The sequence below is a fragment of the Aeromonas intestinalis genome (assembly GCF_054052485.1).
Genome location: NZ_JBSTYK010000010.1, coordinates 192,652 through 209,094 on the forward strand (window position 1 = coordinate 192,652; position 16,443 = coordinate 209,094).

Here is a 16,443-nt window from a genome sequence, read left to right on the forward strand (position 1 = left end):
TTATGTAGATTAGCCTGATAAAACAGGCTAAGGCTGGTGAATCTTTATTCACCAGCCTTTTTGCGCTGTAGACTGAGAGTATTTCACACCGTTCACGACTCTCGGTGCACCAGCAATCCGGACCGCCTCATCGTCCGGGCCAACACAAACGGTGTTGAGACAGAGCTGTCCCGTGGGGACAGAGTGGGTCACTTATCAGCGAGCTGAGGAACCCTATGGTTTACTCTTATACCGAAAAAAAACGCATACGTAAGGACTTCGGTAAGCGAGACCAGGTACTGGACACGCCTTATCTGTTGTCCATTCAGCTGGACTCCTTCAAGCAGTTCATCGAGGCTGACCCGGAAGGTGAGTACGGCTTAGAAGCCGCCTTCCGTAGCGTTTTCCCGATCACCAGTTACTCCGGTAGTGCTGAGCTTCAGTATGTCAGCTATCGCCTGGGTGAGCCGGTATTTGACGTAAAAGAATGCCAGATCCGTGGAGTGACCTACTCCGCGCCGCTGCGTGTCAAGCTTCGTATGGTTCTGTACGACCGTGAAGCAGCTGCCGGCACCGTCAAAGATATCAAGGAACAAGAAGTTTACATGGGCGAAATTCCGCTCATGACCGAAAACGGCACCTTTGTCATCAATGGTACCGAGCGGGTCATCGTCTCCCAGCTGCACCGCAGCCCGGGCGTCTTCTTCGACCACGATAAAGGCAAAACACATTCATCCGGTAAGGTACTGTATAACGCCCGCGTTATTCCCTACCGTGGCTCCTGGCTGGACTTCGAGTTCGATGCGAAAGACAACCTGTTTGTCCGTATCGACCGTCGTCGTAAACTGCCGGCCTCCATTATTCTGCGCGCCCTGGACTTCAGTTCCGAAGAAATCCTGGCCACCTTCTTCGAGACCATCGGTTTCGAGGTCAAAGATGGCAAGTTGATGATGGATCTGGTGCCCGAGCGCCTGCGTGGTGAAACTGCGACCTTCGACATCATCGCCAATGGCGCCGTGGTGGTTGAAACCGGTCGTCGTGTCACTGCTCGTCATATCCGTCAGTTGGAAAAAGACGCCATCACCCAGATTGAGGTGCCGGTCGAATATGTTGTTGGCAAAGTTGCTGCCAAGAACTACGCGCACCCGCAAACTGGCGAAATGGTCGTGACTGCCAACCAGGCCCTGAGCCTGGAAGCGGTCGCCAACCTGTCCCAAGCCGGCTTCAAGCACTTCGAGGTTCTGTTCACCAACGAACTGGATCACGGTGCCTACATGTCCGAGACCCTGCGCATCGACTCCAGCTCCAGCCGTTTGGAAGCTCTGGTCGAGATCTACCGCATGATGCGTCCGGGCGAGCCGCCCACCCGCGAAGCGGCAGAGCAGCTGTTCGAGAACCTGTTCTTCTCTTCCGAGCGTTACGACCTGTCTACCGTGGGTCGGATGAAGTTCAACCGCCGTCTGGGTCGTGAAGACGAGACCGGCGTCGGCGTGCTGACCAAAGACGACATCGTCGAAGTCATGAAGCGCCTGATCGACATCCGTAACGGCAATGACGAGGTGGACGATATTGACCACCTGGGCAACCGTCGTATCCGTTCTGTCGGTGAAATGGCCGAGAACCAGTTCCGTGTCGGTCTGGTTCGTGTCGAGCGTGCGGTCAAGGAGCGTCTCTCCTTGGGCGACCTCGATACTCTGATGCCGCAGGATCTGATCAACGCCAAGCCGATCTCCGCCGCGGTCAAAGAGTTCTTCGGTTCCAGCCAGCTGTCCCAGTTCATGGACCAGAACAACCCGCTGTCCGAAGTGACCCACAAGCGTCGTATCTCTGCGTTGGGCCCGGGCGGTCTGACCCGTGAGCGTGCCGGCTTTGAGGTTCGAGACGTACACCCGACCCACTACGGTCGTCTGTGCCCCATCGAAACCCCTGAAGGTCCGAACATCGGTCTGATCAACTCGCTGTCCGTGTATTCCCGCACCAACGAGTACGGTTTCCTCGAGACCCCGTACCGCAAGGTCATCGACGGTGTGATCACCGACGAAGTGGATTACCTGTCCGCGATTGAAGAAGGCAAGTACGTGATCGCGCAGGCTAACGCCGCGACCTCCGAAGATGGCCGTCTGAAAGATGAGCTGATCCCGTGCCGTCATAAGGGTGAATCCACCTTCATGAACGCCGACCAGATCCAGTACATGGACGTGAGCCCGCAACAGATCGTCTCTGTCGCAGCCGCTCTGATCCCGTTCTTGGAGCACGATGATGCTAACCGAGCCCTGATGGGTTCGAACATGCAACGTCAGGCCGTACCGACTCTGCGTGCTGACAAGCCGCTGGTAGGTACCGGTATGGAACGCGCCGTGGCCGTTGACTCCGGGGTAACCGTGGTGGCCAAGCGTGGCGGCATGATCGACTATGTCGACGCCTCCCGTATCGTTATCAAGGTCAATGAAGATGAGCTGCTGCCAGGCGAAGCCGGCATCGACATCTACAGCCTGACCAAATACACCCGGTCCAACCAGAACACCTGTATCAACCAGCGTCCTTGCGTGATGTTGGGTGAGCCGGTGATGGCGGGCGACGTGCTGGCTGACGGCCCGTCCACCGACCTGGGCGAACTGGCGCTGGGCCAAAACCTGCGCGTCGCGTTCATGCCGTGGAACGGTTACAACTTCGAAGACTCAATCCTGGTGAACGAGCGTGTGGTGCAGGAAGATCGCCTGACCACCATTCATATCCAGGAACTGGCCTGTATCTCCCGTGACACCAAGCTGGGTCCGGAAGAGATCACCGCCGACATCCCGAACGTGGGTGAAGCCGCTCTGTCCAAGCTGGACGAGTCCGGTATCGTCTACGTGGGTGCGGAAGTGAAGGGCGGCGACATCCTGGTCGGCAAGGTAACACCCAAGGGTGAAACCCAGCTGACTCCGGAAGAGAAGCTGCTGCGCGCCATTTTCGGTGAGAAGGCCTCCGATGTGAAGGACTCCTCCCTGCGTGTGCCGAACGGTGTGTACGGTACCGTGGTTGACGTGCAAGTCTTTACCCGCGATGGCGTGGAAAAAGACAAGCGCGCCAAAGAAATCGAAGAGATGCAGTTGAAGGAAGCGAAGAAGGACTTGACCGAAGAGTTCAAGATCCTGGAAGACGGCATCTTTGGCCGCTCCCGCAACCTGCTGCTGGCCGCCGGTTACAGCGAAGATCGTCTGAATAAGCTGGATCGTTCCAAGTGGTTTGAACTGGCCATCGAAGATGAAGCCAAGCAGATCGAACTGGAACAGATCGCTGAACAGCACGTTGAGCTCAAAGCCGAGTTCGACAAGAAGTTCGAGAACAAGCGTCGCAAGATTATCCAGGGTGATGATCTGGCGCCGGGCGTACTGAAAATCGTCAAGGTTTACCTGGCAGTGAAGCGTCGCATCCAACCGGGTGACAAGATGGCGGGCCGTCACGGTAACAAGGGTGTTATCTCCAAGATCTGTCCGGTCGAGGATATGCCCCATGACGAGTTCGGCCGTCCGGTCGACATCGTACTGAACCCGCTGGGCGTACCATCCCGTATGAACATCGGTCAGATCCTCGAAGTGCATCTGGGCCTCGCGGCCAAGGGCATCGGCGAGAAGATTGACCGCATGATCAAAGAGCAGCGTGAGCTGCACGAGATGCGCGAGTTCCTGCAACAGGTCTATGACCTGGGCGAGAAGGACTCCCAGCAAGTGAACATCGCCGAGCTGTCTGACGACGACGTACGTACCCTGGTGGGTAACCTGCGCAAGGGTCTGCCGGTCGCTACACCTGTCTTTGATGGTGCTAAAGAGCGCGAAATCAAGGCCTTGCTGAAGCTGGCCGATCTGCCGGAATCCGGTCAGATCTCCCTGTTCGACGGTCGTACCGGTAACGCCTTCGAGCGTAAGGTCACCGTGGGTTACATGTACATGCTCAAGCTGAACCACCTGGTAGACGACAAGATGCATGCGCGTTCTACCGGTTCGTACAGCCTGGTTACCCAGCAGCCGCTGGGTGGTAAGGCACAGTTCGGTGGTCAGCGGTTCGGTGAGATGGAAGTGTGGGCCCTGGAGGCTTACGGTGCGGCATATACCCTGCAGGAAATGCTGACCGTCAAGTCTGACGATGTGAACGGCCGTACCAAGATGTACAAGAACATCGTGGATGGCGACCACCGTATGGAGCCGGGCATGCCCGAATCCTTCAACGTATTGCTGAAGGAAATCCGCTCTCTGGGTATCAACATCGAGCTGGACGAAGAGTAAGAGCTCGCTCTTATTGTTCGAGAATTGACGTGGGCGCCCCGAGAGGGGCGCCGAGGTTAGACTCCTGACAGGGGAAACACGTGAAAGACTTACTCAAGTTTTTGAAGGCTCAGACCAAGACCGAAGAGTTTGACAGTATCAAGATCGGTCTGGCCTCTCCTGACATGATCCGCTCCTGGTCATTCGGTGAGGTCAAAAAGCCTGAGACCATCAACTACCGGACTTTCAAGCCGGAACGTGATGGTCTGTTCTGCGCCCGTATCTTCGGACCGGTGAAGGACTACGAGTGTCTGTGCGGCAAGTACAAGCGCCTGAAACACCGTGGTGTGATCTGTGAGAAGTGCGGCGTAGAAGTGACCCAGACCAAGGTCCGTCGTGAGCGCATGGGCCACATCGAGCTGGCCAGCCCGACTGCCCACATCTGGTTCCTGAAGTCCCTGCCGTCCCGTATCGGTCTGCTGCTGGACATGACCCTGCGTGACATCGAGCGCGTGCTGTATTTCGAATCCTATGTGGTTATCGAACCCGGCATGACCAACCTCGAGCGCAGCCAGATGCTGTCCGAAGAGAACTATCTGGACGCACTGGAAGAGTGGGGCGACGAATTTGACGCCAAGATGGGTGCCGAAGCAATCCTGGCATTGCTGCGCGCCATCGATCTGGAAGGTGAAGTCAAGACCATGCGCGAGGAGCTGGAACAGACCAACTCCGAGACCAAGCGCAAGAAGACCACCAAGCGTCTGAAGCTGATGGAAGCCTTCCTGCAGTCCGGCAACAAGCCGGAGTGGATGATCATGACAGTGCTGCCTGTGCTGCCGCCGGACCTGCGTCCGCTGGTACCGCTGGACGGCGGCCGTTTCGCGACCTCCGATCTGAACGATCTGTACCGTCGCGTGATCAACCGTAACAACCGTTTGAAGCGCCTGCTGGACCTGGCCGCCCCGGACATCATCGTGCGCAACGAAAAGCGCATGCTGCAAGAGTCCGTGGATGCCCTGCTGGACAACGGCCGTCGTGGTCGTGCCATCACCGGTTCCAACAAGCGTCCGCTGAAATCCTTGGCCGACATGATCAAGGGTAAGCAAGGTCGTTTCCGTCAGAACCTGCTGGGTAAGCGTGTCGACTACTCCGGTCGTTCCGTTATCACCGTAGGCCCGACTCTGCGTCTGCATCAGTGCGGTCTGCCGAAGAAGATGGCGCTGGAACTGTTCAAGCCGTTCATCTATGGCAAGCTGGAAACTCGCGGTCTGGCGACCACGATCAAGGCCGCCAAGAAGATGGTGGAGCGCGAAGAAGCTGTCGTTTGGGACATCCTGGACGAAGTGATCCGCGAACACCCGGTCCTGCTGAACCGTGCACCAACCCTGCACCGTCTGGGTATCCAGGCGTTTGAACCGACGCTGATCGAAGGTAAAGCCATCCAGCTGCACCCGCTGGTCTGTGCCGCCTATAACGCGGACTTCGATGGTGACCAGATGGCGGTCCACGTACCGTTGACTCTGGAAGCCCAGCTCGAAGCGCGCGCCTTGATGATGTCCACCAACAACATCCTGTCGCCTGCCTCCGGTGAGCCGATCATCGTTCCGTCCCAGGACGTGGTCTTGGGTCTGTACTACATGACCCGTGCCCGTATCAACGCCAAGGGCGAAGGTATGGTGCTGGCTGGTCCGAAAGAAGCAGAGAAAGTCTATCGCGCCGGTCTGGCCGATCTGCACGCTCGTGTGAAGGTGCGTATCACCGAATACCTGCGTCAGGAAGACGGCTCCCTGCTGCCGCGCACCGAGATGAAGAGCACTACCGTGGGTCGTGCGATCCTGAGCCTGATCCTGCCAAAAGGCATGGAATACGCCCTGATCGACGAGCCCAAGGTACTGACTGCCGCCGAAGAGGCTGATCTGGCTGCTAATCCGCAGAACTGGATCAAGTACGTCTCCAACAAGGCGCTGGGCAAGAAGCTCATCTCTCGTCTGCTGAACACCTGCTATCGCAAGCAGGGCCTGAAGGATACCGTCATCTTCGCTGACCAGCTGATGTACACCGGTTTCCATTACGCGGCCCTGTCCGGTGCTTCCGTTGGTATCGATGACATGGTCATCCCGGATGCCAAGAAAGACATCATTGCTGCAGCCGAAGCCGAAGTCGCCGAGATCCAGGACCAGTTCCTGTCCGGTCTGGTGACCGCGGGCGAACGCTACAACAAGGTTATCGATATCTGGGCCAGCGCGAACGATCGCGTCTCCAAGGCCATGATGGATAACCTGTCCAAGGAGCGTAACGTCAACTCCCTGGGCGAGGAGGAAGAACAAGCTTCCTTCAACAGCATCTTCATGATGGCCGACTCCGGTGCGCGGGGTTCCGCCGCCCAGATCCGTCAGCTGGCCGGTATGCGTGGCCTGATGGCGAAACCGGATGGCTCCATCATCGAAACGCCGATCGTGGCGAACTTCCGTGAAGGTCTGAACGTACTGCAGTACTTCATCTCCACTCACGGTGCTCGTAAGGGTCTGGCGGATACCGCACTGAAGACTGCGAACTCCGGTTACCTGACTCGTCGTCTGGTTGACGTGGCACAGGACATGGTGATCACCGAGGACGATTGCGGCACAACCGAAGGTCTGTGGATGACTCCGCTGATCGAGGGTGGTGACGTGGTCGAGCCGCTGCGTGAGCGCGTGCTGGGCCGTGTTGTTGCCGAAGACGTGATCAAGCCGGGTACCGAAGATGAAGTGCTGGTAGCGCGTAACACCCTGCTCGACGAGCAGCTGTGTGATCAGCTCGAGCGCAACTCCGTCGACCGCGTGAAGGTACGTTCTGCCATCACCTGTGAGACCGACTTCGGTAACTGTGCCCACTGCTACGGCCGTGATCTGGCCCGTGGTCATCTGGTGAACAAGGGTGAGGCTGTCGGTGTTATCGCCGCCCAGTCCATCGGTGAGCCGGGTACTCAGCTGACGATGCGTACCTTCCACATCGGTGGTGCCGCATCCCGAGCTGCTGCCGAGAGCAGCATCCAGGTCAAGAACACCGGTAGCATCAAGCTGCAGAACGCCAAGTTCGTTACCAACAACTCCGACAAGCTGGTCATCACCTCTCGTTCCACCGAGCTGACCATCATGGACGAGATGGGCCGTACCAAGGAAAGCCACAAGCTGCCTTACGGTTCCGTCCTGGAAGTGAAGGATGGCGAAGCCGTGAACGCCGGTGACACCGTCGCGAACTGGGATCCGCACACCCACCCGATCATCACCGAAGTGGCAGGTCGTCTGCACTTCGAACACATGATCGACGGCGTGACCATCACTCGTCAGACCGACGAGCTGACCGGTCTCTCTTCCATCGTCGTGCTGGATGTCAACGAGCGTCCGAGTGCCGGTAAAGAGATGCGTCCGACCGTGAAGCTGGTCGACCTGAACGGCAAGGATGTCATGATCCCGGGTACCGATGTTCCCGCCCAGTACTTCCTGCCGGGCAAGGCCATCGTGAACCTGGAAGATGGTGCCAACGTGGGCGTGGGTGACGCGGTTGCGCGTATCCCGCAAGAGTCCAGCGGTACCAAGGACATCACCGGTGGTCTGCCGCGCGTTGCGGATCTGTTCGAAGCGCGTCAACCGAAGGAACCGGCTATCCTGGCCGAGATCTCCGGTACCATCTCCTTCGGGAAAGAGACCAAGGGCAAGCGCCGTCTGGTCATCACCCCGACCGACGGTGGCGAGATCTACGAAGAGATGATTCCGAAGTGGCGTCACCTCAACGTGTTCGAAGGTGAAAAAGTTGAGAAGGGTGAAGTGCTGGCGGACGGTCCTGAGTCTGCTCACGACATCCTGCGTCTGCGCGGTATCAGCCCGGTCGCCAACTACATCGCCAACGAAGTGCAGGACGTTTACCGTCTGCAGGGCGTTAAGATCAACGACAAGCACATCGAAGTCATCGTTCGTCAGATGCTGCGCAAGTGCGAGATCCTGAGCGCTGGCGACACCGACCTCATCGAAGGCGAGCAGGTTGAAGTGGCTCGTGTGAAGATTGCCAACCGTAAGCTGGTTGCAGAGGGCAAGGCCCCGGCGACCTACCGTCATATCCTGATGGGTATTACCAAGGCATCTCTGAGCACCGAGTCCTTCATCTCCGCGGCTTCCTTCCAGGAAACCACCCGGGTTCTGACCGAAGCGGCCGTTGGCGGCAAGCGTGACGAACTGCGTGGCCTGAAAGAGAACGTGATCGTGGGTCGTCTGATCCCGGCGGGTACCGGCTTTGCCTACCACCACAGCCGGATCAACCAGCGTGCAGCCGCAGCCCGTGCTGTTGGTGTGCCGCAGGTGACTGCCGATGAAGCTCAGCAAAATCTGGCGGATCTGCTCAACGCAGCCGGCAGCTTTGACGAAGAGTAATCTTCCGCTGCAGTGATGAGAAAGGGCCCCTTCCAGGGGCCCTTTTTTTATTTCTCATCCGGCACCTGGCGCGTGTCGGGGCGGGGCAGGGGATGATCCAGTGCAAGGTTATAGAGCAAAAAATCAAAAAAAGTTGACATTGCCCCCCCGCAATTGAAAACTCGAGAAAGTTGAATGGTTATTACAGGGGTAGAACATGGCTGTCGGTATCGAGGAAGTACTGCTTCCCGAAGATCAACTGAGCGGTCGCGCTTTTACAGACGAAGACAGGGAGTTGTTGCGTTCATATGAAGGTCTCATCGAGGGCCTGGCCGATCTGTTCGGCAAGCACTGCGAGGTAGTGCTTCATTCCCTGGAAAATCTGCATGAGTCAGTGATCAAGATTGCAAATGGATTTAACACCGGGAGAACCCTGGGGGCACCCATCACGGATCTCGCCCTGCGGATGCTCAAGGATATCGAGCGTACCGGTCAGGATCACACCCAGAGCTATTTCGCGCGCAGTCGCACCGGCGCACTGATGAAGTCGAGCACCATTGCCATTCGCAACGGTGACAAGCAGGTCGTCGGCCTCATCTGCATTAACCTGCATATCAATGCGCCTTTCCACGAATTCGTGGCCGAGTTCTTCCCGACCCCGCAACAGGTGGAGCGTCAATCGCCGGAGACCTTCGCCAACAGTGTGGAAGAGCTGGTCGCCCAGACGGTGGACAACACCATCGACGAGATCAACCGCGATCCCACCGTGGCGAACAATGCCAAGAATCGTTTTATCGTGACCCAGCTGTTCGAGAAGGGCATATTTGATATCAAGGACTCGATCAACCTGGTCGCGGACAAGCTGAATATTTCCAAACATACCGTGTATCTCTACATCCGACAGCGCAAGCAGGGCGAAGAAGAGAGCGAGTGAGTGCCATAGAAGGGGACAGACAAGAATGGCTAAAGAAGTGATTGCAACCGACAAGGCGCCTGCCGCAATTGGACCTTATGTACAGGGCACCAAGCTGGGAGAGCTGATCTTCACCTCCGGGCAGATCCCGCTCGATCCCACCACCATGGACATCGTCGCCGGTGGTATCGAAGCCCAGGCCGAGCAGGTGATGAAGAATCTGGTTGCAGTATTGAAGGCGGCCGGCTCGGATACCGGCAAGGTGTTGAAGACCACTTGCTTCCTGAGCGACATGAACAACTTCGTGGCTTTCAATCAAGTCTATGCCCGCTACTTCGGCGAAGCGGCTCCGGCTCGCTCCTGCGTGGAAGTGGCCCGTCTGCCCAAGGATGTGCTGGTCGAGGTCGAGGCTATCGCTCACGTCTAAGCCAAGCGCTTGGCAAGAGCCCCTCCCAGGAGGGGCTTTTTCGTCTTTGAGGTAGAATGGTTGCATACCTTTGCAGGAGTCCGGACATGAGTCTGAGTTTTGCCCTGCTGGTCACTGGGCCCGCCTACGGCACCCAGACGGCCAGTACCGCCTATCGTTTCGCCCAGGGTCTCATCGAGCAGGGTCATCGCCTGTCCCACCTGTTCTTCTATCAGGACGGTGTGCATAACGGCAGCAGCTTGCATGCCCCTGCCTCTGACGAGACCGATCTGGTGGCGTTATGGCGCGAACTGGCCTTGGCGCAGGGCATCGCCATCGATGTCTGTGTCGCCGCCGCCATGCGGCGCGGGGTGCTCGATGAAACCGAAGCCAAGGGGATTGGCAAGGCGCAGTTCAATTTGCAGGCTCCGTTTCGCCTGAGTGGCCTGGGGCAGTTGGCACAAGCCAGCCTGACCGCCGATCGCTTCGTGCAGTTCTAGGGAGAGAGATGAGCAAGATTGCCTTTATCTGCCGCCGTGGCCCCCACGGCACATCGAATGGCCGGGAGGGGCTCGACGCCCTGCTGGCGACCTCGGCATTGACCGAGTCACTGGCCCTGTTTCTCATCGGTGACGGGGTGCTGCAACTGCTCAAAGATCAGCAGCCGCAGGCCATATTGCAGCGCCACTACGCGCCGACTTTCAAGATGTTGGAACTGTATGACATCGAGGAGGTCTATGTCTGTACGGCTTCGCTCGCGGAGCGGGGTCTGGAAGCCGCCGAGCTGCTGATCCCCGCAACGCCCTTGTCTCCCGATGAGATCCGCCGTGAATGGGGGCGTTGCAGCACCCATATCAGTTTTTGAGGTGCCCATGATACAGCTGGTATTGAGTTCCCCCTTCCTTGGGCAGGCACTGGAGCAGGCACTGCGTTATCGCGATGTGTCGGATCCTGTGGTGCTGATGCAGGATGCGGTCGTGGCGGCGACGGCTCCCGTGTGGTGCGAACGGCTGGCCGGAGTCCCGCTCTATGTGATGCAGGAAGACCTGCTGGCGAGGGGAATGCAGGGGCGGATCGGGATGGAACTCGACATGGCCGGCCTGATCAACCTGATCGCCGAGCAGGGATCGCCGCTGACCTGGGCGGATTAGTTCGGGTTTTTATCTGATAACTCAGATGGTTAAGCACTTTCCGTTGGATGTGAATTTGTCGCTTGGGCGCACGAATTGTATAAATCTTGACTCCCCCGACAACAGGGCATAAAATTTCGCGTCCCCGTATCTGCGGGGAGGATTTTTCACACGTTTATGAAGTCATTATCAGGAGCCTTTTGATGGCAACTATTAACCAGTTGGTTCGCAAGCCACGCATCAAGCTCGTTGTAAAAAGCAACGTGCCGGCGCTGGAAGCGTGCCCTCAGAAGCGTGGCGTATGCACCCGTGTATACACCACCACCCCGAAGAAGCCTAACTCTGCACTGCGTAAAGTCTGCCGTGTACGTCTGACCAACGGCTTCGAAGTCACCTCCTACATCGGTGGTGAAGGTCACAACCTGCAGGAACACTCCGTTGTTCTGATCCGTGGCGGTCGTGTCAAGGATTTGCCAGGTGTTCGTTATCACACCGTTCGTGGTGCGTTGGACTGTGCCGGTGTTAAAGACCGTAAGCAGGCTCGCTCCAAGTATGGCGTGAAGCGTCCGAAAGCTTAATGGTTCTCCGTTAAGTAAGGCCAAACGTTAATTCGTTTCTAGTTAGATAACTTTCTAGTTTTGGGTAACCCCTGAAGTTCACGGAGAATTTGAAATGCCAAGACGTCGTGTTGTTGGTCAGCGTAAAATCCTGCCGGATCCCAAGTTCGGATCTGAGCTGCTGGCCAAATTCGTCAACGTAGTAATGGTTGACGGTAAGAAATCTGTTGCAGAAGCCATCGTATACGGTGCCCTGGACATCATTGCCACCAAATCTGGCAAAGAGCACCTGGCCCTGTTCGAAGTCGCTCTGGACAACATTCGTCCGTCCGTCGAGGTTAAATCTCGTCGTGTCGGTGGTGCAACCTATCAGGTGCCGGTAGAAGTTCGCCCGGTACGTCGCAATGCTCTGGCAATGCGCTGGTTGGTTGATGCCGCTCGTAAACGTGGTGAAAAATCAATGGCTCAGCGTTTGGCTGGCGAGCTGCTGGATGCCGCTGACAATAAGGGTTCGTCTGTCAAGAAACGTGAAGACGTTCACCGTATGGCTGAAGCGAACAAGGCTTTCGCTCACTTCCGCTGGTAATCCGCCTGCGCAGGGCCTCGTGGCTCTGCGCACCTTCAGTTATCTAGGGGTACGCTCCTAGTAAGAGGATGACAATGGCTCGTACAACCCCCATTGAGCGTTATCGTAATATCGGTATCTCCGCTCACATCGACGCCGGTAAGACTACTACTACCGAGCGCGTTCTGTTTTACACCGGTGTAAGTCACAAGATCGGTGAAGTTCACGATGGCGCCGCCACCATGGACTGGATGGAACAGGAACAAGAGCGTGGTATCACCATCACCTCCGCCGCGACCACCGCTTTCTGGTCCGGTATGGGCAAACAGTTCCAACCGCACCGTATCAACATCATCGATACCCCGGGCCACGTTGACTTTACTATCGAAGTAGAGCGTTCAATGCGTGTTCTGGACGGTGCCGTGATGGTGTACTGTGCCGTAGGTGGCGTACAGCCACAGTCTGAGACCGTATGGCGTCAGGCTAACAAGTACAAGGTTCCCCGTATCGCGTTCGTCAACAAGATGGACCGTACCGGCGCCAACTATCTGCGCTGCGTTGAGCACATCAAGACCCGTCTGAAAGGCGTGCCGGTTCCCCTGCAACTGAACATCGGTGCAGAAGAGAACTTCAAGGGCGTTATCGACCTGGTCAAGATGAAAGCCATCAACTGGAGCGAAGCTGATCAGGGCGTATCCTTCGATTACGAAGACGTCCCGGCCGAGTTGCTGGAACAGGCGCAAGAAATGCGCATGAACCTGGTTGAAGCCGCTGCTGAAGCGTCTGAAGACCTGATGGAAAAATACCTGGGTGGTGAAGAACTGACCGAGGAAGAGATCAAGATTGCTCTTCGTCAGCGCGTTCTGAACAACGAAATCATCCTGGTTACCTGTGGCTCCGCGTTCAAGAACAAGGGCGTACAGGCCATGCTGGATGCCGTGGTTGACTATCTGCCGGCCCCGACCGACGTAGCAGCCATCGACGGTCTGAAGCTGGATGGCGAGACCAAAGACGAGCGTCACGCTTCCGATGACGAGCCGTTCGCAGCTCTGGCATTCAAGATTGCTACCGACCCGTTCGTAGGCAACCTGACCTTCTTCCGCGTTTACTCCGGTGTGGTTAACTCCGGTGACTCCGTGCTGAACTCTGTCAAAGAGAAGCGCGAGCGTTTTGGCCGTATCGTTCAGATGCACGCCAACAAGCGTGAAGAGATCAAAGAAGTTCGCGCAGGCGATATCGCTGCTGCCATCGGTCTGAAAGACGTGACCACTGGTGACACCCTGTGTGACGAAAAAGCCCCGATCATCCTGGAGCGCATGGAGTTCCCGGAGCCGGTAATCTCCATCGCGGTTGAGCCGAAAACCAAGGCTGACCAAGAGAAGATGGGTCTGGCACTCGGCCGTCTGGCGCAGGAAGATCCCTCTTTCCGCGTATGGACCGACGAAGAATCTGGCCAAACCATCATCGCCGGTATGGGCGAGCTGCACCTGGACATCATCGTTGACCGTATGCGTCGCGAGTTCAAGGTAGAAGCGAACGTAGGTAAGCCGCAGGTTGCCTACCGCGAAACCATCCGCGATACCGTCAAGGATATCGAAGGCAAGCACGCCAAGCAGTCCGGTGGTCGTGGTCAGTACGGTCACGTTGTGATCGACATGTACCCGCTGGAAGAAGGCAAAGCCTACGAGTTCGTCAACGACATCAAGGGTGGCGTCATTCCGGGTGAATTCATCCCGGGCGTTGATAAGGGTATCCGCGAGCAGCTGAAATCTGGCCCGCTGGCTGGTTATCCGGTAATGGATCTGGGCGTGCGTCTGCACTTCGGTTCTTACCACGATGTCGACTCCTCCGAACTGGCGTTCAAAATCGCTGCTTCCATGGCCTTTAAGGCTGGCTTCATGAAGGCCAACCCGGTTCTGCTCGAGCCGATCATGAAAGTAGAAGTTGAGACTCCGGAAGACTACATGGGCGACGTGATCGGTGACCTGAACCGTCGTCGTGGCCTGATCGAAGGTATGGAAGACGGCCCGTCCGGCAAGATCGTACGTGCCCTGGTGCCGCTGGCCGAGATGTTCGGTTATGCGACCGCCCTGCGTTCCGCTACCCAAGGTCGTGCTTCCTACGCCATGGAATTCGCCAAGTATCACGATGCCCCGACCAACGTCGCCCAGGCCGTGATCGAAGAGCGCAAATCCAAGTAATTTATGATTCCCCGCCTACGACGGTAGGCGGGTTTAACCTAGAAGGACTACGTCGTGTCTAAAGAAAAATTTGAGCGTAATAAACCGCACGTAAACGTCGGCACCATCGGCCACGTTGACCACGGTAAAACCACCCTGACCGCCGCTATCACCAACGTGCTGGCCAAGCACTTCGGTGGTAAAGCTTTCGCCTTCGACCAGATCGACAAGGCACCGGAAGAGCGTGAGCGTGGTATCACCATCAACACCTCCCACGTAGAATACGACACCGCTACCCGTCACTACGCTCACGTAGATTGCCCGGGTCACGCCGACTACGTTAAGAACATGATCACCGGTGCTGCCCAGATGGACGGCGCAATCCTGGTAGTTGCTGCGACTGACGGCCCGATGCCGCAAACTCGTGAGCACATCCTGCTGGGTCGCCAGGTTGGTATCCCGTACATGATCGTGTTCATGAACAAGTGCGACATGGTCGACGACGAAGAGCTGCTCGAGCTGGTCGAAATGGAAGTCCGTGAACTGCTGACCGAGTACGACTTCCCGGGTGATGACCTGCCGGTAGTCCGTGGTTCCGCACTGAAAGCGCTGGAAGGCGAAGCTCAGTGGGAAGAGAAGATCATCGAGCTGGCTCACCACCTGGATACCTACATCCCGGAGCCGGAGCGTGCGATTGACCAGCCGTTCCTGATGCCTATCGAAGACGTCTTCTCCATCGCTGGCCGTGGTACCGTAGTAACCGGTCGTGTAGAGCGCGGTATCGTGAAGGTTGGTGAAGAAGTGGAAATCGTCGGTATCAAAGATACCACCAAGACCACTTGTACCGGTGTTGAAATGTTCCGCAAGCTGCTGGACGAAGGTCGTGCTGGTGAGAACGTTGGCGCCCTGCTGCGTGGCGTGAAGCGTGAAGACGTAGAGCGTGGTCAGGTACTGGCCAAGCCGGGCTCCATCAAGCCGCACACCAAGTTTGAATCTGAAGTGTACGTGCTGTCCAAAGAAGAAGGTGGTCGTCATACTCCGTTCTTCAAGGGCTACCGTCCGCAGTTCTACTTCCGTACTACCGACGTGACCGGTACCATCGAACTGCCGGAAGGCGTAGAAATGGTAATGCCGGGCGACAACATCAAAATGGTTGTTACCCTGATTGCGCCGATCGCGATGGACGACGGCCTGCGTTTCGCCATCCGTGAAGGTGGCCGTACCGTAGGTGCTGGTGTTGTAGCTAAAGTTATCGCTTAATCGATACTTTATATGCACACATGAAAGGGGTGGCTTCGGCCACCCCTTTTACTTTTTGGGGCTTTATCTGCCCTGTGAGATACTTTGCGAAATTATCGATTAGAGGTAGTGCCCGTGAGTAAACCCGCCATTTTTCTGGACAGAGACGGTGTCATCAACGAAGACAGCGGCTATGTCAGCCAGGTCGACGACTTTCATTTCCTGCCAGGTGTCATCGAGGCGCTGCAACTGCTGAAGAAGAAGGGTTATCTGCTGGTCGTGGTGACCAACCAATCCGGTATCGCGCGCGGCTACTTCAGCGAAGAGGACTTCATGAACCTGACCGAATGGATGGACTGGTCGCTGGCTGATCGGGATGTGGACCTCGACGGCATCTACTTTTGCCCCCATCACCCGGATCATGGCGCACTCTGTGACTGCCGCAAGCCAGAGCCCGGAATGCTGCTGCTGGCCAAGCAGGAGCTGGGGATCGACATGGCTCGTTCCTACATGGTGGGCGACAAGCCGTCCGATCTGAAGGCTGCGCTCAATGCGAGTGTGGGCCACAAGGTATTGGTGCGTACCGGCAAGCCGGTGACCGATGCAGGTATCGCTTTAGCCGATAGTATTTACGATGATCTCCATAGTTTTGCGATAGCAGTACCGGTCGCGGGCTGAAATCGAACGTTTGATAGACGGGTTGGTGGCTTTGTGAGCAAACAGACTGCCAGCGTCATCTTTTTGCAATAATCCCCTTGCCAGAAAGTTTTGGCTCCCTATAATGCGCCTCCATCGACAGGGCAAGCGGCAACGCAAACAACCCCGGTCGGTGCCTCGAAAAGCCT

At 56.9% G+C, this 16,443-nt stretch carries 12 protein-coding genes; all 12 read left to right on the forward strand.

The window, feature by feature from the left end:
• The first annotated feature begins 215 nt into the window (after positions 1-215).
• The 12 genes from rpoB (at position 216) to gmhB (ending at position 16,276) form a co-directional block, all read left to right on the forward strand.
• A complete protein-coding gene (gene rpoB / locus ACW5W7_RS14610; protein ID WP_349920097.1) occupies positions 216-4,244 on the forward strand; it encodes a DNA-directed RNA polymerase subunit beta in 4,029 nt (1,342 codons plus the stop codon).
• A gap of 80 nt (positions 4,245-4,324) precedes the next feature.
• Positions 4,325-8,629 carry a DNA-directed RNA polymerase subunit beta' gene (gene rpoC / locus ACW5W7_RS14615; RefSeq protein ID WP_456502172.1) on the forward strand — a complete coding sequence of 1,435 codons (4,305 nt, stop codon included), beginning with the start codon at positions 4,325-4,327 and terminating at the stop codon, positions 8,627-8,629.
• Positions 8,630-8,825: 196 nt separating this feature from the next.
• The gene (locus ACW5W7_RS14620; protein WP_349920094.1) at positions 8,826-9,542 is read left to right on the forward strand and encodes a helix-turn-helix transcriptional regulator; all 717 of its coding nucleotides are present in this window, start codon (positions 8,826-8,828) and stop codon (positions 9,540-9,542) included.
• Between the two features lie 25 nt (positions 9,543-9,567).
• Positions 9,568-9,948: a RidA family protein gene (locus ACW5W7_RS14625; RefSeq protein WP_349920092.1), complete on the forward strand. Its 381-nt coding sequence runs from the start codon at positions 9,568-9,570 to the stop codon at positions 9,946-9,948.
• A gap of 86 nt (positions 9,949-10,034) precedes the next feature.
• Complete coding sequence (gene tusD, locus ACW5W7_RS14630) at positions 10,035-10,427, forward strand: sulfurtransferase complex subunit TusD (protein ID WP_456502173.1); 393 nt, start codon at positions 10,035-10,037, stop codon at positions 10,425-10,427.
• Positions 10,428-10,435: 8 nt separating this feature from the next.
• Positions 10,436-10,792: a sulfurtransferase complex subunit TusC gene (tusC, locus tag ACW5W7_RS14635; RefSeq protein ID WP_456502174.1), complete on the forward strand. Its 357-nt coding sequence runs from the start codon at positions 10,436-10,438 to the stop codon at positions 10,790-10,792.
• A gap of 7 nt (positions 10,793-10,799) precedes the next feature.
• Complete coding sequence (gene tusB / locus ACW5W7_RS14640; RefSeq protein ID WP_456502175.1) at positions 10,800-11,078, forward strand: sulfurtransferase complex subunit TusB; 279 nt, start codon at positions 10,800-10,802, stop codon at positions 11,076-11,078.
• 182 nt (positions 11,079-11,260) lie between these two features.
• Positions 11,261-11,635 (forward strand): 30S ribosomal protein S12, encoded by a 375-nt coding sequence (rpsL, locus tag ACW5W7_RS14645; RefSeq protein WP_005306278.1) that lies wholly within the window; start codon positions 11,261-11,263, stop codon positions 11,633-11,635.
• A gap of 94 nt (positions 11,636-11,729) precedes the next feature.
• The gene (rpsG, locus tag ACW5W7_RS14650; protein ID WP_033129801.1) at positions 11,730-12,200 is read left to right on the forward strand and encodes a 30S ribosomal protein S7; all 471 of its coding nucleotides are present in this window, start codon (positions 11,730-11,732) and stop codon (positions 12,198-12,200) included.
• Between the two features lie 74 nt (positions 12,201-12,274).
• Complete coding sequence (gene fusA / locus ACW5W7_RS14655; RefSeq protein ID WP_349920083.1) at positions 12,275-14,380, forward strand: elongation factor G; 2,106 nt, start codon at positions 12,275-12,277, stop codon at positions 14,378-14,380.
• Between the two features lie 54 nt (positions 14,381-14,434).
• On the forward strand, positions 14,435-15,619 hold the full coding sequence (gene tuf / locus ACW5W7_RS14660; RefSeq protein WP_349920081.1) for an elongation factor Tu: 1,185 nt from the start codon (positions 14,435-14,437) through the stop codon (positions 15,617-15,619).
• Between the two features lie 114 nt (positions 15,620-15,733).
• A complete protein-coding gene (gene gmhB, locus ACW5W7_RS14665; RefSeq protein ID WP_456502176.1) occupies positions 15,734-16,276 on the forward strand; it encodes a D-glycero-beta-D-manno-heptose 1,7-bisphosphate 7-phosphatase in 543 nt (180 codons plus the stop codon).
• Positions 16,277-16,443: the final 167 nt, after the last annotated feature.

Excerpts from the sequence above, each read along its gene's own strand:
- rpoB (WP_349920097.1), top strand. The coding sequence starts at position 216 with ATGGTTTACTCTTATACCGAAAAAAAACGCATACGTAAGGACTTCGGT.
- ACW5W7_RS14620 (WP_349920094.1), top strand. The coding sequence starts at position 8,826 with ATGGCTGTCGGTATCGAGGAAGTACTGCTTCCCGAAGATCAACTGAGC.
- ACW5W7_RS14625 (WP_349920092.1), top strand. The coding sequence starts at position 9,568 with ATGGCTAAAGAAGTGATTGCAACCGACAAGGCGCCTGCCGCAATTGGA.
- tusD (WP_456502173.1), top strand. The coding sequence starts at position 10,035 with ATGAGTCTGAGTTTTGCCCTGCTGGTCACTGGGCCCGCCTACGGCACC.
- tusC (WP_456502174.1), top strand. The coding sequence starts at position 10,436 with ATGAGCAAGATTGCCTTTATCTGCCGCCGTGGCCCCCACGGCACATCG.
- tusB (WP_456502175.1), top strand. The coding sequence starts at position 10,800 with ATGATACAGCTGGTATTGAGTTCCCCCTTCCTTGGGCAGGCACTGGAG.
- rpsL (WP_005306278.1), top strand. The coding sequence starts at position 11,261 with ATGGCAACTATTAACCAGTTGGTTCGCAAGCCACGCATCAAGCTCGTT.
- rpsG (WP_033129801.1), top strand. The coding sequence starts at position 11,730 with ATGCCAAGACGTCGTGTTGTTGGTCAGCGTAAAATCCTGCCGGATCCC.
- fusA (WP_349920083.1), top strand. The coding sequence starts at position 12,275 with ATGGCTCGTACAACCCCCATTGAGCGTTATCGTAATATCGGTATCTCC.